Origin of the sequence: Thermococcus sp. M36, from assembly GCF_012027355.1 — an archaeon.
Classification (GTDB): domain Archaea; phylum Methanobacteriota_B; class Thermococci; order Thermococcales; family Thermococcaceae; genus Thermococcus.
The window spans coordinates 97079-113844 of sequence record NZ_SNUH01000002.1 but is presented as its reverse complement, the minus strand read 5'-3'; the positions used below and the strand labels follow the sequence as shown (position 1 = coordinate 113844).

The window sequence follows — 16766 nt, the reverse complement described above, 5'->3', positions numbered from 1 at the left end:
AGGTGGTGAAAATGCTGATTGAGGAACTCAGGGAGATAACGCAAATCCCCGGGATTTCCGGCTACGAGGAGAAGGTGAGGGAAAAGATAGCGGAGTGGATTGAACCCTACGCCGACTACACCATTGACACGATAGGAAACCTCATCGTTGAGCTCGGCGAGGGTGAGCTCAAGGGCATCTTCATGGCCCACATGGACGAGATTGGGCTTCTCATAACGGGAATCCGCCCGGATGGGAAGCTGACCTTCAGGAAGATCGGGGGCATTGATGACAGGTTGCTCTACGGCAGGCACTTCGACGTCATTACCGAAAACGGGAAGCTCGACGGAGTTATCGGTGCTCTGCCGGTGCACCTGAACCTCGAAAGGAAGTTCGACACCGTTCCGTGGAGCAAACTGGTCATGGATATCGGCGCCGAGAGCAGGGAGGAGGCTGAAAGACTCGGCGTCAAGGTTCTTGACTACGCAGTCTTCAAGAAGCACTTTGCCGTTTTAAACGACCGCTACGTTTCAACGCGCTCCCTGGACGACCGTTTTGGCGTCGTTGCCCTCGTTGAAGCCATAAAGGATCTCGTTGACCACGACCTCGACGGGCGCTATATCTTCGCTTTCACCGTCCAGGAGGAGATAGGTCTCAAAGGGGCGAAGTTCCTGGCCGAAAAGTACTCTCCAAAGTGTGCCTTTGCGATAGACTCCTTTGCCTGCTGCGGCGACATAACCGGAGACGTCAGGCTCGGCGGTGGAGCCGTCATAAGGGCCGTTGACAACTCCGCAATCTACACGAGGAACCTAGCGAGGAAGGTGTCAGAGATAGCCCGCAGGAACAAGATTCCCCTCCAGGTGGGCGTTACCGGCGGCGGAACGGACGCGTCAGTCTTCCAGCACAAGAGCGAGGTTCTCGCTTTGAGCGTGCCGATAAGGTACCTCCACAGCGAGGTCGAGACGCTCCATGTGGCTGACCTTGAGGCGCTGATAAAGCTTATAGAGGCGATAGCCTTCGAACTATAAGCATTCAATTAGAAAACTGGAGGTGATTCTTTGCTCAAATACATCGGCTACTTTGCGGTTGGAATCTTTATAGGAATATTGGCCGCGATGTTTGGCCTCGGCGGGGGATTCCTGATAGTCCCCACGCTCAACTTCCTTGGGGTGGAGATACACCACGCCGTTGGAACGTCGAGTGCGGCAGTTGTTTTCACCTCACTGAGCTCTGCCATAGCCTACCACAGGCAGAGAAGGATACACTACAAGGTCGGCCTTCTGCTCGCCTCGACTGCGGTGATAGGGGCCTACATAGGCGCGTGGATGACGAGCTACATAAGCGCCGCCCAGCTGAAGGTAATCTTTGGCGCGGCCCTCGTCATAGTCGCGGTTAGGATATACCAGAAGAAGACGGCCGAGCCGAGCGAAGTGAGGCTGGAGGACGTCGAGGTCAACTACAAACTGGTTCCGGTCGGTGGCTTCTTCGCGGGGATAGCAAGCGGTCTCCTCGGCGTTGGAGGGGGTATAATCAACGTGCCCTTCCTGACGTACCTCGGCCTGCCGATACACTACGCCGTGGCAACGTCGAGCTTTGCGATAGTGTTCACCGCAACCGCCGGAGCGCTCAAGCATTACGCCATGGGCAACGTGGAGACCGAGTGGCTGCTCCTCCTCGTGCCGGGACTCATCATAGGCGCCCAGCTGGGGGCAAGGGTGGCAAAGAGGACGAAGGCAAGCAGTCTTAAGAAGGCCTTCGCCGTGGTCATGGCAGTTCTCGCCCTCAGGATGATACTGAAGGGCCTCGGTCTTCCGATTCCCTGAGCTTCTCTTCTTTTCTCGCTTTTAGGTATGCAACCAGCAGAACTATGGCAATTATTACCATCGCTACCCACACAACCATCAAGGGACGGTCATAGGGGTAGTAGAGGTCACCGGTGAGCACGTAGGGTAGGGAAATCGGCAGGAGCATGAGGCTGAGAACCAGTCCGATGAATCCTCCTATCAGGAACACCAGGACGTTCCCGCTGCCGTAGCCCATCTCCCCACCGATTGCTTTCTCCATCCAGTAGCCGAGCCAGATAGTGGCCGTTATCAGGGAAATCGCTCCGATCAAGTTCGCTAGCCCGAGATCCCCTTTTCCCCACATGTGAACGCCGTAGGCGAGAACAAGGATCAACCCCGCCCCGGCACAGCTCATCCACACGGAGAGGTCTTTATAGAACCCGTAGGGAGCGTCCCAGTTGGCGAAGGCTATTGCCCCCGGCTGGGTGAGAACAAAGGCGAGGATCATCAAAAGCCAGAACAGGAGTGCACGGCTCCTCATCGCCCATCGAAACCCTTATTTAGCATGACAGTATTAAAGCTTTTTGTTATGGTCAGTTATGTGCTGAGCTCTCTCCTGGGACTGGGTATCGGTGTTATAGCCGGTACCTTTGGCGTCGGTGGTGGCTTTCTCATCGTCCCAACCCTGACTTTCGCCGGTCTGCCCCTGAATGTCGCCATCGGCACCAGCTTGGCGTGCATAACGATAAGCTCCCTGTCCTCCGCTTTCATGCATATACGCGGTGGGAGGGTTCTCTACAAGGTTGCTCTCATAACGGCGGCGTTTTCGATCCCCCTTGCCGTAGCAGGCTCCTATGTCTCGGCCGTGATCAATGAGAAGGCACTCGAAGTGCTCTTTTCCCTGCTCCTGTTTTACCTTGCATACATATTTACAAAGCCCGAAAAAGAAGCCTCCACCGGGGAGGAGGCCGGGGAGATAAGGTATAAACGTATACCTCCGATAGGGATGTTTTCCGGCCTTGCCAGCGGTCTCCTCGGAGTCAGCGGGGGCATCTTGAACGTCCCCTTGTTCCATTCGCTGGCCCGCCTCCCTGTCAAATACGCTGTTGGAACCTCAAGCTTCGCCCTCTTCTTTACCTCCCTCGTTGCGGCCTACACCCACTACACGCTGGGCCAGGTTGACGTGTCTACGGCCCTTCTTCTTATCCCAGGTATGGTAGTGGGTTCATTCCTCGGTGCTCGCATGGTGTCCCGGATGCCATCGAGGGGGCTTAAGATGGCCTTTGCACTGCTCCTAGTTATCGTGGCGTTCAGGATGCTTCTGTGAACAAGTTTATTAATGGCCCGCCCCAATTTTTACCGGTGGGATGATGGAGGAACTCTTTGAAAGGATCCGTAGGGAGTACGGCATTGAGATCAAGGACAAAAACGACATGACAAACGCCTGGAGGCTCGTGGAGACGCTCAAGGATAGTGGCTGGGTGGTCTACATCATCACGGCCAAAGACAGGGAACAGGTCGATGCGTGGCACCCAGACCACGGCACAATCTTTGCCCAGTTCGGCGAGAACCCGAGATTTAAAAGCGTCATGGAAGGTATTTTGACCGTGGCGCTCCTTGCAAAGGAACTTGAGAAGAATGGAACGCTCTGAAACGTTCGTTCCGCCGGAGTCCTCAAATAAGATGTGAGCCTATCCATCATCGGTGATGCCCATGGAGAGTATGAAGGGCTTTGCACTGGCCCTGGCAATATTGCTGGTTGGAAGTATGATACCGCTGGGGCTGGCGGAAACCAACAGCACAAGCAGCGCCACCGAAAGCTACACCGGAGTGCTGGACAACGGCACCAGGGAAATGGTGATAGCAGGCAACCTCATAGAGAAGCTCCAGCGCCTGAGTAAGTTCGCCGAGGAGAAGATTGAACCTATAAAGGACAAACTGCCGGAGAACTCAAGCATATTGAAGAACTACGAGCTGGCTGAGGAGTTCAAGGAGAAGGCAGTGAGCGAGTACGAGGCCGGCGACTACTACAACTCGATACTCGATAGCCTCACTGCGATGCACCACTACAAGGTTGCCCTCTCCGCGCTTAAGGAGGCCAAAGAGAAGGTCCAGGATGTAAGGGAACGCATCAAAATGGAAATCGAGCGCATGACGGAGTACTTCAGGTTCGTTGAGAAGACCATAAGGCTAGCTGAGAGGCAGGGAATCGACGTGAATAACCTCACCGGGCTCTACAACGGGACGAAGACGGCCTACAAGACCGTCCTTGAAGACCTGAAGGCCGGTGATTATGAAAAGGCCAGAGCTGACCTTAAGGTTGCCAGGGAGAAAAGGGCACTCCTTGACCAGGAGCTCAGGAGAGTTCGTGAGGAGCTGGCCTATGCAAACGCCGACAAGATAGTGGGGGAGTTCCTTGAGAGGGACGAGAAGGGCATCGAGATAGTGCAGAAGGCTATCGAGGTCGGACAAGAGAAGGGCTATAACGTCACAGAGCTCCAGGAGAGGCTTGATGCGTTCGTCGAGGTCTACGACGAAGTCAAGAGCCTGGCAGACCAGGAACAGTGGGAGGAGGCCCTCCGCGTTATGCAGGAGAACAGGAAAATCATTGAGGAGTTCCACAGGACAGTGGAGTTCATAATGAGGAGGGCGCACGAAATGGAGCTCCAGGAGAAGCTCAGGGATGTAAGGGCTTTCCTCAGCGAGATGTGGGACAGGATTCAGAAGGACACCAGAGCCCTCAGGGAGCTCAGGGGCGAGGGCGTGGACACGACCAGGGCTGAGGTTCAGCTCAATGTTGCCGCCCAAGAGCTCAGGATAGGCGTTGAGCTGCTGAAGGCCAGGAAGCCGGTGCAGGCAAAGGCCCACTTTGTCATAGCCCTTGACATGCTCCACCGCGTCGAGGAGTTTATACTTGTCCACTCCTGACCTTTCCTTTTTCCTTTGGAGGGATGCTCAAATGAGGGATAAACTCGTCTCCTTTATCTCGCTGCTGGCACTTATGATTATTCTCTTCCATCCAGTTAGCGCTTATACTGTCTCATCCCTCACCCTCACCGTCTACGGCGACGGCTATGTGGGGGTGACCTATGAGGTTCTCCCAGAGGAGTACGAGGCTCAAATCCAGCTCCCCCTCCTTGCAGAACATGTGGAGAACGTGGTTGTTGAAGACGCCGATGGAAATCCCCTCAACTTCCGCGTTGATGGGGACATCCTCGCGGTGTACACGGGAAGCGCCGATGTGATCAGGGTTTCCTACTACACCCCTGACCTCACATCAAAGGAGGGCATAGTCTGGACCCTAAAACTATCCACCAACGAGTCCTTTACCGTCATCCTGCCCGATAATGCTGTGGTGGTCGATTTAAGCGACATCCCTCTGGAGATAGCCGGAAACTCCATTACCATGCCTCCGGGGGACCAGAGCATCTCCTACACCATCGAGGGAAGGGGACCGCCGTGGAAAAGCGATGGGGGTAGTTCCGGGGGCCTCTACTATCTGGTCGCGGGCATAGTCCTTGCGGGAGGTGCCACGTACCTGTTATTGAAACGGAGGTCATCAGTGTTTGGAGGCAGGACACCAACGAGGGAAGAGTTCGAGGAGAAGCTGAGCAACCTCGATCTGAACGAAGACGAGAGGAGGGCTTTGCTCTACATTTTTGATAAAGGGGGGAAGGCCAGCCAGGCAGAAGTCAGGGAAGCAGTAGGCCTGCCAAAGACAACCGCCTGGAGGATGTTCAAGAGGCTTGAGAGAATGGGCCTCGTGAAGATACTGAGGGGGAAAAAGGAGAACTGGGTGGAGCTCCGGTTTTAGCCTGTTTTAAGATCTTTCAAAGGTTTTATTCCCCCTTGCACATTTCAACTGTCTTTTCTCCCTCGGAGGAACGTTTTGAAACGTTTTGAAACACCAAAATTTCGGCGGGTTCCTAATATACCTGCAGGCTCTATCGTGGATCAGGTGAGAGCCATGAAGATGAGTATGAAAACACTGCTGGTGCTCTTCATAGCGGCATTAATACCGATGAGCACAGCCGCATGGGCGGCGAGTGTCAACGTAACAACGACCAACACGACAGAAACGGTCAACCAGACCCTACCGGTCAATGCAACCAACATGACCCCTGTAAACTATACCAACACAACCCAGGTTAACATGACCAACTCAACGAACACGACCAACACGACACTTCAGACGATGGCGTACAACATCCTTGTGATAGTGGACAGGGCCGCCAACTACACCGAGGGACTGATGGATGAGCTCAACACCAGCGACATTACGATACCGAACGAGACCCTCTCCCTGTACCTCGGGGCCGAGGAGCTGAGGGCCCGGGCGTGGGAGCTCTACAACAGTGGTAACTACAGCGAGAGCATAAACGCCTCAATGTCGGCGCTGTACCTCTACAAAGAAGTAGTTGAGGAGCTGACGGACTACTATGAAGGGCACAACGAGAAGAAAGCTGAGGATAAGGACGAATACCACGAACTCGTCCTTGATGCGAAGGAGGAGCTTCACAGGGCGGCAGAGTACTTCCCCTACGTGGAGAAGGTCCTGGACGAGGCCAGGAGCGAGGGCCTTAACGTCACTCAGGTTGAGGAGCTCTACAATGCAACCAAGGAGGCGTACAAGGTCGTTGCCCAAGACATTGCCAACGGCAACTTTACGGCGCTTAAGTCTGACCTCGAGTACGCTGAGGAGCTCATGGACAGGCTTGAAGATGCGGTCGAAAAGCTCCAGGAGCAGATCGTCACAGCCAAGGCCGACGAGATAAGCCAGGCGTTCATGGAGAAGCTCCAGGAACAGATGAGACTCATGCAGGAACTAATGGCCATGCTCCAGGACTCCACTATGAACGCCACCTACCTCACGGAAGACCTTGTAGGAGACCTCTCTGAACTCCAGGCAATGTATGAACAGTTCAACGCGCTTGTTGAGAGCGGACAGTATGAAGAGGCGCTCGACATGCTACACGATATCAACGAGGAACTGAAGGACATAGTTGAGGAAACCAGGGAGATAGAGAAGGAGTACCAGGAGAAGAACGAGCACAAAGAGGAATATGAGGACGATAACGAAGAACACGAGGGACATATGGAAAAGGAAGAGGACGAGAAAGACGATCACATGGACACCGAGGAAGATGAAGAGCACGTGGACGATGAACACATGGAGAATCAGGATGAAGATGACAGCCACAACGAGAACACCTACGATGAAAACGATGACTCCAGCTACCATGGCCAAGATGGGGACTACCAAGAGCAGGACGATGGCAGTAACGACTCCAGCCGCGTGGAGGAGGACGAGGAGAGCGGAGACGATGGCCAGGGCGACATAGAAGACAGCCATGATGAAGAGGATCACCTGGAGGACGAGGGGGAGTGAGTCCCCCTTTTAGCCATCTTTTTAAATGCTTTACACTAACCTTCTGGAGGTGTTGGTATGAAGGCAAGGGTGGCCTTGGTGCTCCTCATTGTCCTAACCTTCGTTTCATCGGCTGAGGGGCAGTATGCAGTCGAATCACTTGGGCTCACAGTCTATGCGGACGGGTATGTTCGAATAGATCAGATTATTCGGCCGGATAACTACACGGTAGGTGTGTCGATCCCCCTTCTCGCTTCGAACGTTGAGGGTCTGGTAGTAATAGATGGGAATGAAAACCCCCTCCCCTATGAGATGAACGGGACGAAGCTTATCGTCTACTTTGAAAACGCCACCTCAATCAAAATAACCTATTACACCCCCGATCTCACATCGAAGAACGGGGCAATATGGAGCGTTCGCTTCTCTTCCGAAGTCCCGGTTAAAATAACCTTTCCCGAAAACGCGGTTATAGTAGATCTGACCGACATCCCCATTAAGATAAACGGGAACTCCCTTGTAATGCCCGCTGGCAACCAGAGCGTCTCCTACGTTATCCAGTACAGGCCGGGAGAAACTGCAGCCCCACCAACTACCACCCCGGAAAGCGGAACTTTGTCCCAGACGACCACACAGAACGGCACGGGGACTGCTCCCGAAGTGCCCGGGACAGAGACTCCAACCGAGGGTTCTCAGGGTGGGGCTCTAATCGGTGCGGCAGCGGTCATAGTGCTTGCCGTTGCAGGGTTCGTATACTTCCGGACGAAAGGTAAAGAGACCCAGTCCCCGGGCATCAGCAGGGAGGACTTTGAAAGGAGGCTCAGGGAGTACGAGCTTACCAAGGACGAGGAAAAGGCCCTGCTCTACCTGTTTGATAGGGGCGGAAAAGCCAAGCAGTCTGAGGTCAGGGAGATGCTCGGAATACCAAAGACGACCGCCTGGAGGATGTTCCAGCGCCTTGAGAAACAGGGGCTGGTAAGGGTCTACAAGAAAAAGAGGGAGAACTGGGTGGAGCTCAAACTTTGAGCCCTCACCTTATTCTTGCACCCAGCTTTATTTCTTTATCAGGCATCAGCAGGGCAACGTTTTTGCCATCGTCCGCCGCGAGGAGCATCCCCTGGCTCTCCACTCCCCTGAGCTTCTTGGGCTCGAGGTTGGCTATAATGACGACGTAGTGATTGAGCAGCTCCTCGGGCTTGTAGGACTTCTTGAGCCCTGCAACGAGCTGTCTGACTTCGTCCCCGAGGTCTACCTTGACCACGTAGAGCTTGTCCGCATTGGGGTGGTCATTGACCTCTATTATCTTTCCGACCCTGAGGTCAAGCTTCATAAAGTCGTCGAAGCTTACGTACTCCATCTTTTCACTCCCCTTTACCTTCTCCTTCTTCTGAGAGGATTTGGTCTTCTCGGCCTTTCCGGCCTTTCCACCGACGTTTTCACCGTAGATGCTCTTAAGGAGCGCGAGAGCCTCGTCCTTCCTCTTCTCGCCGAAGCGCTCAAGGACGACCTTTACAACATCGTCCCGCTTGTAATACTTGTCGAGGAGCAGTTTGGCGCTCTCCGGGTTGCCCCTGCCGATGTAGCTGACTATAAAGTGGATTATGTCCCCGTCAGTGACCTTCCTGAACATTGGGCTGGCCTTCCTGACGCGGTGGCCCACTGGAAGCTCGCTGAACTCCCAGCGCTTGAGCTCCTCGAGGTTGAGGAGGTGCCATATCTTCTCGCTCGCATCGGGCAGGAACGGTTCGAGGAGGATTCCGAGGGCCTTGACGAGCTGGAGGGAGACGTTGACGGTCGTGGCAGTCCTCTCACGGTCGGTCTTTGCCGTCTTCCAGGGCCTCTGGTGGTCGAAGTAGCGGTTGCCGAAGATGGCCAGCTCCATGACGCGCCTGAGGGCGTCCTTGAACCTGTACTGGGATATCAGCTCTCCGACTTCCTTGAAGGCCTTCTCAATCTCCTCGAAGGCCTGCCTGTCAAGGTCGTCAAGCTCACCCCTCTCAGGTACAGTTCCATCGAAGTAGCGGTTCACGAAGGTCATGGCCCTGTGCACGAAGTTCCCGAGGTTGTTCACGAGCTCCTCGTTTATTTTGCTCTTGAAGTCGGCGAAGTTGAAGTCACTGTCCCTCGTTTCGGGCATTATGGCAGTGAGGTAGTAGCGGAGGTAGTCCGCCGGGAACGTATCCAGGAACTCGTGAACCCATATCGCCCAGTTCCTGCTCGTCGAGAACTTCTTGCCCTCTAAGTTAAGGTATTCGTTAGCGGGGATATCGTAGGGCAGGTTCCACTCGGCCTCGATCTCACCGTCATTGTACCTGCCGTAGGCCATCAGGAAAGCGGGCCAGAATATCGCGTGGAAGGGCACGTTGTCCTTGCCGATGAAGTGGATGACCTTGGTCTCGCCGTCGAGGTTCAGCCAGAACTTCTTCCACTCGTTCTCCCTTCCCTCCCTCCTCAGGTGCTCGATCGTGATGCTGATGTAGCCGATTGGAGCCTCGAACCAGACGTAGAGCACCTTGCCCTTCACATCCTCGTCGTCGAGCGGAACCGGAATTCCCCAGTCGAGATCCCTCGTCATTGCCCTCTCTTCCAGCCCCTCGTTTATCCAGCCGAGGACTGTGTTCCTGACGTTCGGCTTCCAGTGCTCCTGGCTCTCGACCCACTTCTTGAGCCTCTCGGCGAAGTCCTGCATGCGGATGTAGTAGTGGGCGGAGTCCTTGAACGTGATCTGATTGCCGCAGATGTTGCAGCGCGGGTTAATTAGCTTTTCCGGGGTAAGCGGGTGACCGCAGACCTCACACTGGTCGCCGCGCTGGTTTTCTGCCCCACAGTGGGGGCACGTTCCAATGACGTACCTGTCCGGGAGGAACATCTTGTCGTGCTCGCAGTAGGCCTGCTTGGTGACCTTCTTGACGAGGTGGCCGTTTTCCAGGGCCTTGAGGAAGAACTCCTGGCTTATCCTATAGTGGACAGGCAACTCGGTCCTGCCGAAGTAGTCGAAGCTTATCTTGGCCCTCTCGAAGGTCGTCTTTATGTGCTCGTGGAACTCATCGACGATTTCCCTCGGGCTCCTGCCTTCCTTGAGAGCGCGGAAGGTTATTGGCGTGCCGTGCTCGTCGGTTCCGCATATGAAGAGCACTTCCTCGCCCCTTAGCCGGAGGTAGCGGACGAAGATGTCGGCGGGCAGGTAGGCTCCCGCGAGGTGGCCGGCGTGAATCGGGCCGTTAGCGTAAGGGAGTGCTGAGGTTACCATGTACCTGACCATTTTAACCACCGCCACACCGTCGTTTTAGCCCCTTATAAGACCTGCGGGTTTTAAGCATTACGGTGGGTTATTAAGTGGGGAGAAAAATATGCATGGTTTGATATATCAGAGCAGAACGACGTCGAGGCCGAGCTCTTTGGCAACTCGTCCCTGCTTCTCGTCGCAGGTGATGAGGGTGGCGTTAAGAACCATCACCTGGGCTATGAATATGGCATCGTAAACCGTAATCCCCTTTTCAAGGGCGATCCTGAAGGCTTCACCGAGGTACCTCGCGTTTTCCTCCACCTTAAGGGCCCCGCTCCCGACGAGCTCCATGACCCCCTCGAAGAGCCTCTCGGCCCTTTCTTCCTCAACCGTCTTCATCTTTAAAGCGTGCTTCCAAAGGACGTTGGCCGTCTCAACGAGAAGCAGCTCAACGGTAACGGGCTCTTTCTCAGGCTTAAGGTGCGGAACGACCTTCTTCCAGCCCTCCTCCCTGAGGAGGAACTTTGCGAAGGCCGAGGTGTCAATGACCCTCACGGTCATCCCTCACGAGCCTCTTTGAAGTACCTTCCGGAACGCCGGGGAGGGATTCTACGAGGTTGAGGAGCCTCTCAAAGGCCTCCCTCTTTTTCTCTTCCTCTATGCGCTCGGCTATGAACTCCCTTATCTCGGCACTCCAGTTTATCTTTCCCTTGTACCTCTCCATCTCCCTCTTGAGCTCCTCTGGAACGCGCACAGTAACAACGGCCGAACTCATGTAGTTCACCATAATGGCTTTTTGTATTACAGAATTTAAGGCTTTCGTATAGACGCACTCCGGGCAGATTAAAATGAGAAAACTATCCCACCAGCGAGCTCCTCACGAGCTCATGGAGAACCGTAATGCCGATGTATCCCCTGTCCTCGGCTTTCCACGAGAGCGTTAGGACGTTTTTGATAAGTTTCGGATACACCACCCTAACCGTTGCCTCGTTGAGCTCCCCTATAACGGAAAAGTCCTCCAATGCCATTCCGAGGATTGAAACGATCCCCGCAAATGCCCCGATAGAAGGACCGAACTCAAGCCACATGAACCTGCTCACGGAGAGTGAGGGGTCGCTCCTGCTCTTGGCGTAGAACGTCTTGCTCAGGGCCTCGGCCACGGACTTCACTTCTTCGGTTATTGCACGCTCGTTCCTCTTTATGTGTTCTCCATAGACGGGGTGTTCCTTCAGCGCCCCCAGTGTTTCCCTGTGTGCAGCGTCAAGTATCCTCTTTATGGCCATCATCTTCTGCATAACGCTCTCCGGCTCGTCCATCTCTGATGCCTTAGCCACAGCCTTTGCGTAGGCCGTCTGGAAGTGTTTGGATATTGCGAGCGCCTCGAGCATCTCTTCTTCTTTAATCTCCCCCGTTGCCATCTTCGAAACGATGTTCGCCCAGTACTTGGGCACGGGGACCAGTTTCCCAGTCCTCTCCATAACATCAAGAACTGCTTTTGCCTTCCTCGGATCCCTGTCCACGTGCTGTTCAAGCATCCTCTGTATCTGGCTCGTCGGTGTCGTCTCCGCTGCTTTCACGTCCAGTATAACCTTCGCAAGTTCCTTCGGTATCCCTTTCCTCTCCAGCTCCTTGTAGATCTCTTCCTCCGGCACTCCCCTCGCTCGCAGTTCCTCCTCTTCCCTTTTCCTTGCTTCCCCGAACTTCGGTGCTGGTGGTTTCTTCCCAATCAGCTCTAGTGTCTTCGGATCAATTCCCTTCTTCTTGAGGAATTCGTACCAGCGGTCGCCATATGTTTTTTCCGGCTTTATAGTTTTGGGAAACATCTTTGCGAGCTCCATTATCTCTTCCTGGAAATGCTCAAGCGGATCGATGCCCAGGATTTCTGCCGCCTCTCTTGCAAGCAAGTGTGGCTGTTTATACAGTCGTGCCCGTGCATCTGCGAGAGCTTTGTAGTCCCATACTGGCCTATCTTCCATTAGTTTCTTCATTTTCTTTGCAGCACGTATTATTAGTTTTGCGGCTTTCTGTATTTTTTCCTTCTCATTTTTTGTCAGCACTCGCTCCTGAAACTCTATTTCGTCTATCATTTTTTGTGCAAGTTCTTTTTCAAGAGCGTCTGCTGCAGAGTCGAAAGGCTGCAATATTATGACTGGTCTTTTATGGTATTGCTCCAAGCGCTTGGGTTCGCTGTCTGACAGATATACGAATTCCTCTCCGTTTTTCTTGCCGAAAGTGTCTACAATGTACTCGAGTATTTTTTTTGTCTTATCACCTGGATAGGTTTTCTTTGAATGGGCTTCGAAGATCTGGTGCACCCCACCGATGAGCGTTTCGTATGCTATGCTGTCTGCATGATGTTCCGAGAATATTGCAAATTTGTCGTCATGGAGTATTGGTGTGTGTGTGTTTGTTGGAGGGTTTTCTCCGCCAAGTATTGAAGAGATCACAGCGTTTGTGTCTCCGTATACGTGGTAGTAATCTACTGGCACCTCTTTCTCTCGCAGTAACCCCTTTTCTTTTATTTTTCCTTTCTTTTTGGGCAACGTTTTAGGGATGACCACCGCTACTCGCCTCCAGGTATAAGTTCAATCTTCCCATTATTTGTATACGTTGTACTTGCATTTATTGTAACTACTTTTGCGGGACTATCTGCGGTTATGGTTAGTTTGTTATATACTATGCCTGTTGATGTTGCCGCGTAGTATCCGACTGTTCCCATTACTGCCCCTACCGTGCCACACACAAACATGCCCTTCTTTGAGAGTTTTGGCGCCATCATTTCTTTGATTTTCTGGAATATCTGGTCCTTCTGATTGGATATAACGGTGTAAAAGCCGCTGACGTTACCTCTTTTTGTCCCTACAAGATTCTTGAGTTCCTCACCGAATTTTGTAGATCCTTCTTGTTCTCCGAATTCACCGAGGGTTTTTTGCAAAAACTTTACTAGCTGCCTTTCGTTATCAACGTATCCTTCAAGCATCGCTTCTGCCGTTTTTTCGTTATCGAATCCAAGGGCTTTCCATACAGGTATGTCTTTGAAGTCCGTCCCTGCGATTTTTGCTGCCTCTTGGTTCATTCTAAATATATCGTTGCCGACTGATGCAATAGTTTCTCTTGTTATTCGCCCAGTCCCTTCCCCTAGTAGAGTGCTCTTAAACAGGCCGTACTGCTTTACAAAATTCATCAGCTGGTTGTATTTCACACCTGACGTGACTGCTCCAACCTTTCTTGCGGTAAAGTAGCCCCCAACTCCGACTTGCGCGAGGAATCCGATACCTTCGCCAACGTGGTATGCTGTGCTTGTACTGCTGAAGCGCGCAAAGAGGTATGCTATTGCTGGTTGTACTGAACATGTAATTGCGGCTCTTGGGATATCTTTTATCACGGTGGCCCAAGAGAATCCTCCGCTTACCGCCAGCCAGATCCCTTCACAGGCGAGCGTTCCGAAGGTGCATCCGCCAACGTATGCTGGGAATCCTGTTGTGAAATCTCCCAGTATTTTGTCGTGGTACTGCTTGCAGTTCGCATAGTAATCTGTCCCGTTGAAGTTGATGCAGTACTTCTGGTACTGTCTGTTCTGGATAATGCTGTCTGCGATGTCCTTGATCTTGTCCTTGTCTTTGTAGTTATCTGCATCCTTCACCCACACCCTCGGCTCCGTTCCGTCGAAGATGATTGCAAAGTCATAGTCGTTCTGGGTTGGCTGCTTGTCTGCCTTTGCGTATACTGCCTGGTTGTAAATCGCCCAGTAGTATCCGCTGGCCTGTGTCGCTGCTGGCTGTCCGGCTGTATCTCCAAAGATCTGCTTGCGCTCGGTACAGGGGTCGTTTGAACCAAGAACCGCAGCGAACACAGATTTCTTCACTTCCACGTCCAGGTGGTCCAAGTCGAAGTCCGGGCAGGTCAGTGCAGCAACGAGGCGGTCGAACTTGACGGAGAGTGGGATTCCGACGATCGTGTACTGCACCGGTTTGCCCCCATCGTACGTTGGCTGTACGTCCAGGATCGCCGCGAATCCCGGGTTGCACTCCTCAGTATTGTCTATCACCAGCGTGAGCTTTCCGTCGGTGGGGTTAAGCTTTACATTATCGTTTTTCCCTTCCTCGAGGGGTGTCCCTTCAAGTTTGAGCGTGGGTTTACAATCACCGGATCCGGAGAGCGTGAGGTTTACCTTGTACTCCCCACTCACTATCAGGGTGCCCTCGGCCACCGCCAGGTTGACCGTGGTTGTGGCCTCCGGCGCGATGTAAACGGTGTACGTATCCTCGCCCTTCCCCTCACCGGTGGCCACCACGTACACGGCACCATCTATGCCCACCGTCTCGATGGTTGCCTCCGTGCCAAATGACAGGATTCCCTTTATGATGTTCGCTGCCTCCTCCGTCCAGCTATCCTCATTCTCCTTCACGAAGCGCTGGCACATCCTACTGTTAGACTTTATACTATCGCCTGGGCCAGCAATGATTCCAACGACCCCTGTCACACATGCCTCCGGCGTGACATCAACGGACAACATTAGAGAGAAATACGTCCAGCATCTTAAAATGGTTTTCTGTAGGGATTGGACCATCACATGGAACCTTCACTTCCCCAGCGAAAGCTCCTTTGCCCTAACAACCACCGCGCCCTCGGGCAACTTGACCTTGCCGCGCGTTATTATCAGCGCCCTGTCGTAGGTTGTCATAGTCAGCCTCGTCTTCTTGAAGCCGCCGGTTTCTCCGACTATCACGAAGGGCTTCTCCTTCAGCTCAAGAAGCCCCTTGAAGACTTCTGACTCGACGAAGACGAAAACACCACCTGCTATAACGCGGTTGGCATCGAACGGCCATTCCATAGCCCATGGCACCATCCTAAAGGTTTAAGACGTTGAGACTGATTTGGTTTTCGGTGGGAAGGTTTATTAAATGCCACGCCAACTCTCTATGGTGTGGAAAATGGAGGCCTCCAGGGGAGTTACGGTAAACCGGGAGTGGCGGGCCAAGATGGATGAGCTGAGGGCAAAAGCCCGGGAAAACGTCGATGAGGTTCTCAAGCGCGCCTTCGGGTCGATAAAGTCCGAGAAGTCCTGGCGCGAGCTGGAGGCTGATCTTTATGATGAGCTTTCTCGTGGATAGTAACGTGTTCGTGGAGGCTCTAAAGGGCAATCCGGAGGCGGAGAGTCTTCTTTCAGGACTGCTCCATTCCAGTGCGAGAGTTTTTATAAACGACGTGGTCTTTAGCGAGGTCTTCTATCACTACCTCCGCCTAAAAGCCGGCCCCTACTGGAGAGCCAAGAAGAACCCAGATATCGTGAAATCTGCAGTGGAGGATTTTGAAAAGATCGTTCTGCCACTTCTGGCAATACCGGATTTTCTCGAAATAAACTATGACGTGTCCACGCTGGCCGTTAGATTGTCCCGGGACTATGGCCTTCTTCCAAACGACGCCCTCCTGCTTGCCACTGTGGAATACTACGGGATTGGAGCACTGGTGTCCCTTGACTCTGATTTCGCAGATGCATGTGAAAAGGAGGGGGTAGTTCTGGTTTCTTCCGCCAAAGACTTGGAGGAATACCTATGAAGTCCCGCATCGTCGAGCGTTTCAAATTCGAGGCGGCTCACGCCGTGGTCATAGATGGAAAGCCCGAGGAGCTTCACGGCCACACTTTCTGGCTTGAGGTTGCCCTTGAGGGCCCGCTGAGGAACGGCTACGTTATGGACTTCCTTGAGCTGAGAAGAATAGTCAATGAAATCATCGAGAGGCTCGATCACAGGAACCTCAACGCCCTCTTTGAGAACCCGACGACCGAGAACGTCGCCCTCTGGATAGCGGGAGAGATTGAGAAGAGGCTTCCCGATGGCATAAGGCTTCAGAGGATAGTCCTCTGGGAAGGGGATGAGAACGGGGTGGAGTTTGAGTTTTAAGCTTTCTCCGCCCTTATTTCCTTAACGCTCTCGGCCATCGCTATGCCGTTCGAACCTTCAAAGGAAATCTTCTCCGGCAGCGAAATCTTCACCGGAACGGCCTTGCTTTTCTCCTCGGTTGGTGACCAGCTTATTAAATCCCCTTCCTCAACCTTGAGGACATTTATCATCCCCACTGGGCCCTCGATTATGTACTTGGCGGCCTTTTTGGGAGCATAGACTCGCCACTTCTTGGCGGTCTTGAAATCCACCACCCGACGAGAAGAGTCGAGCCAGATTACGTCGATGTCGCTCAGCATGAAGAACATGTGAATTGAAGCGTTAGCCTTCGTTTCGGCTGGCAATACAAAAACAAGGGCGTAGTTGATGTCTCTAACCAGCATTAGGCCTCTAAACCGCTTGAAGAACGTGTCCGCGAGCCTTACCTTTCCGTGCCATATCCTGCCCTTGGTCTCGTTTACGAGCATAGAACCAACTCCATCCCCGGGTTGATAAGTTTTTGGGAAATG

The 16766-nt window shown here is 53.3% G+C and carries 19 protein-coding genes; 11 read left to right on the top strand and 8 right to left on the bottom strand.

Annotated elements, in window-relative coordinates; all coding sequences use genetic code 11:
• Window positions 1–11 precede the first annotated feature (11 nt).
• Entirely contained in the window at window positions 12–1007 is a 996-nt protein-coding gene (locus E3E36_RS08365; protein WP_167894990.1) for a M42 family metallopeptidase, read from the top strand.
• A 30-nt stretch (window positions 1008–1037) separates the two neighbouring features.
• On the top strand, window positions 1038–1802 hold the full coding sequence (locus E3E36_RS08360; RefSeq protein WP_167894989.1) for a sulfite exporter TauE/SafE family protein: 765 nt from the start codon (window positions 1038–1040) through the stop codon (window positions 1800–1802).
• Here the strand turns inward: E3E36_RS08360 and E3E36_RS08355 are convergent.
• Window positions 1762–2304 (bottom strand): hypothetical protein, encoded by a 543-nt coding sequence (locus E3E36_RS08355; RefSeq protein ID WP_167894988.1) that lies wholly within the window; start codon window positions 2302–2304, stop codon window positions 1762–1764. The two genes, E3E36_RS08360 and E3E36_RS08355, sit on opposite strands and share 41 nt — an antisense overlap.
• Window positions 2305–2352: 48 nt before the next feature.
• Between E3E36_RS08355 and E3E36_RS08350 the strand changes: the two genes are divergently transcribed.
• From E3E36_RS08350 to E3E36_RS08325, 6 genes are all read left to right on the top strand, one after another.
• Window positions 2353–3090, top strand: a complete 738-nt coding sequence (locus tag E3E36_RS08350) for a sulfite exporter TauE/SafE family protein (RefSeq protein WP_167894987.1) — start codon at window positions 2353–2355, stop codon at window positions 3088–3090.
• Window positions 3091–3130: 40 nt separating this feature from the next.
• On the top strand, window positions 3131–3415 hold the full coding sequence (locus E3E36_RS08345; RefSeq protein WP_240911832.1) for a hypothetical protein: 285 nt from the start codon (window positions 3131–3133) through the stop codon (window positions 3413–3415).
• 61 nt (window positions 3416–3476) lie between these two features.
• On the top strand, window positions 3477–4691 hold the full coding sequence (locus tag E3E36_RS08340) for a hypothetical protein (RefSeq protein ID WP_167894986.1): 1215 nt from the start codon (window positions 3477–3479) through the stop codon (window positions 4689–4691).
• Between the two features lie 31 nt (window positions 4692–4722).
• Complete coding sequence (locus tag E3E36_RS08335) at window positions 4723–5577, top strand: helix-turn-helix domain-containing protein (RefSeq protein WP_167894985.1); 855 nt, start codon at window positions 4723–4725, stop codon at window positions 5575–5577.
• A gap of 153 nt (window positions 5578–5730) precedes the next feature.
• Window positions 5731–7152 (top strand): hypothetical protein, encoded by a 1422-nt coding sequence (locus E3E36_RS08330; protein ID WP_167894984.1) that lies wholly within the window; start codon window positions 5731–5733, stop codon window positions 7150–7152.
• Between the two features lie 57 nt (window positions 7153–7209).
• Window positions 7210–8154: a helix-turn-helix domain-containing protein gene (locus E3E36_RS08325; RefSeq protein WP_167894983.1), complete on the top strand. Its 945-nt coding sequence runs from the start codon at window positions 7210–7212 to the stop codon at window positions 8152–8154.
• 4 nt (window positions 8155–8158) lie between these two features.
• On the opposite strand, the gene metG is transcribed toward E3E36_RS08325, so the two are convergent.
• The 6 genes from metG to E3E36_RS08295 form a co-directional block, all read right to left on the bottom strand.
• Window positions 8159–10390 (bottom strand): methionine--tRNA ligase, encoded by a 2232-nt coding sequence (gene metG, locus E3E36_RS08320; protein WP_167895343.1) that lies wholly within the window; start codon window positions 10388–10390, stop codon window positions 8159–8161.
• 105 nt (window positions 10391–10495) lie between these two features.
• A complete protein-coding gene (locus tag E3E36_RS08315) occupies window positions 10496–10915 on the bottom strand; it encodes a type II toxin-antitoxin system VapC family toxin (protein ID WP_206203565.1) in 420 nt (139 codons plus the stop codon).
• On the bottom strand, window positions 10896–11141 hold the full coding sequence (locus E3E36_RS08310; protein ID WP_240911831.1) for a hypothetical protein: 246 nt from the start codon (window positions 11139–11141) through the stop codon (window positions 10896–10898). Before E3E36_RS08310 ends, E3E36_RS08315 begins: the two co-directional genes overlap by 20 nt.
• A gap of 70 nt (window positions 11142–11211) precedes the next feature.
• Entirely contained in the window at window positions 11212–12915 is a 1704-nt protein-coding gene (locus tag E3E36_RS08305) for a hypothetical protein (protein WP_167894981.1), read from the bottom strand.
• A 2-nt stretch (window positions 12916–12917) separates the two neighbouring features.
• On the bottom strand, window positions 12918–14870 hold the full coding sequence (locus tag E3E36_RS08300; RefSeq protein WP_167894980.1) for a hypothetical protein: 1953 nt from the start codon (window positions 14868–14870) through the stop codon (window positions 12918–12920).
• Between the two features lie 66 nt (window positions 14871–14936).
• Entirely contained in the window at window positions 14937–15188 is a 252-nt protein-coding gene (locus E3E36_RS08295) for a hypothetical protein (RefSeq protein ID WP_240911830.1), read from the bottom strand.
• Window positions 15189–15276: 88 nt separating this feature from the next.
• Between E3E36_RS08295 and E3E36_RS08290 the strand changes: the two genes are divergently transcribed.
• Genes E3E36_RS08290 through E3E36_RS08280 form a run of 3 tightly spaced genes read left to right on the top strand, consistent with a single transcriptional unit; the run spans window position 15277 to window position 16257 of the window.
• Window positions 15277–15468, top strand: coding sequence for a hypothetical protein (locus E3E36_RS08290; RefSeq protein WP_240911829.1), 192 nt, complete (start codon window positions 15277–15279; stop codon window positions 15466–15468).
• Window positions 15446–15913, top strand: coding sequence for a type II toxin-antitoxin system VapC family toxin (locus tag E3E36_RS08285; RefSeq protein ID WP_167894978.1), 468 nt, complete (start codon window positions 15446–15448; stop codon window positions 15911–15913). The genes E3E36_RS08290 and E3E36_RS08285 overlap by 23 nt, the downstream gene beginning before the upstream one ends.
• Window positions 15910–16257: a 6-carboxytetrahydropterin synthase gene (locus tag E3E36_RS08280; protein WP_167894977.1), complete on the top strand. Its 348-nt coding sequence runs from the start codon at window positions 15910–15912 to the stop codon at window positions 16255–16257. Before E3E36_RS08285 ends, E3E36_RS08280 begins: the two co-directional genes overlap by 4 nt.
• Here E3E36_RS08280 and E3E36_RS08275 read toward each other — a convergent pair.
• Window positions 16254–16724 carry a DUF192 domain-containing protein gene (locus tag E3E36_RS08275; RefSeq protein WP_167894976.1) on the bottom strand — a complete coding sequence of 157 codons (471 nt, stop codon included), beginning with the start codon at window positions 16722–16724 and terminating at the stop codon, window positions 16254–16256. The two genes, E3E36_RS08280 and E3E36_RS08275, sit on opposite strands and share 4 nt — an antisense overlap.
• Window positions 16725–16766: the final 42 nt, after the last annotated feature.

Coding starts and splice junctions, on each gene's coding strand:
- E3E36_RS08365 (WP_167894990.1), top strand. CDS start 12: ATGCTGATTGAGGAACTCAGGGAGATAACGCAAATCCCCGGGATTTCC.
- E3E36_RS08355 (WP_167894988.1), bottom strand. CDS start 2,304: ATGAGGAGCCGTGCACTCCTGTTCTGGCTTTTGATGATCCTCGCCTTT.
- E3E36_RS08350 (WP_167894987.1), top strand. CDS start 2,353: ATGGTCAGTTATGTGCTGAGCTCTCTCCTGGGACTGGGTATCGGTGTT.
- E3E36_RS08345 (WP_240911832.1), top strand. CDS start 3,131: ATGATGGAGGAACTCTTTGAAAGGATCCGTAGGGAGTACGGCATTGAG.
- E3E36_RS08340 (WP_167894986.1), top strand. CDS start 3,477: ATGGAGAGTATGAAGGGCTTTGCACTGGCCCTGGCAATATTGCTGGTT.
- E3E36_RS08335 (WP_167894985.1), top strand. CDS start 4,723: ATGAGGGATAAACTCGTCTCCTTTATCTCGCTGCTGGCACTTATGATT.
- E3E36_RS08330 (WP_167894984.1), top strand. CDS start 5,731: ATGAAGATGAGTATGAAAACACTGCTGGTGCTCTTCATAGCGGCATTA.
- E3E36_RS08325 (WP_167894983.1), top strand. CDS start 7,210: ATGAAGGCAAGGGTGGCCTTGGTGCTCCTCATTGTCCTAACCTTCGTT.
- metG (WP_167895343.1), bottom strand. CDS start 10,390: ATGGTCAGGTACATGGTAACCTCAGCACTCCCTTACGCTAACGGCCCG.
- E3E36_RS08315 (WP_206203565.1), bottom strand. CDS start 10,915: ATGACCGTGAGGGTCATTGACACCTCGGCCTTCGCAAAGTTCCTCCTC.
- E3E36_RS08310 (WP_240911831.1), bottom strand. CDS start 11,141: ATGGTGAACTACATGAGTTCGGCCGTTGTTACTGTGCGCGTTCCAGAG.
- E3E36_RS08300 (WP_167894980.1), bottom strand. CDS start 14,870: ATGTTGTCCGTTGATGTCACGCCGGAGGCATGTGTGACAGGGGTCGTT.
- E3E36_RS08295 (WP_240911830.1), bottom strand. CDS start 15,188: ATGGAATGGCCGTTCGATGCCAACCGCGTTATAGCAGGTGGTGTTTTC.
- E3E36_RS08290 (WP_240911829.1), top strand. CDS start 15,277: ATGGTGTGGAAAATGGAGGCCTCCAGGGGAGTTACGGTAAACCGGGAG.
- E3E36_RS08285 (WP_167894978.1), top strand. CDS start 15,446: ATGATGAGCTTTCTCGTGGATAGTAACGTGTTCGTGGAGGCTCTAAAG.
- E3E36_RS08280 (WP_167894977.1), top strand. CDS start 15,910: ATGAAGTCCCGCATCGTCGAGCGTTTCAAATTCGAGGCGGCTCACGCC.
- E3E36_RS08275 (WP_167894976.1), bottom strand. CDS start 16,724: ATGCTCGTAAACGAGACCAAGGGCAGGATATGGCACGGAAAGGTAAGG.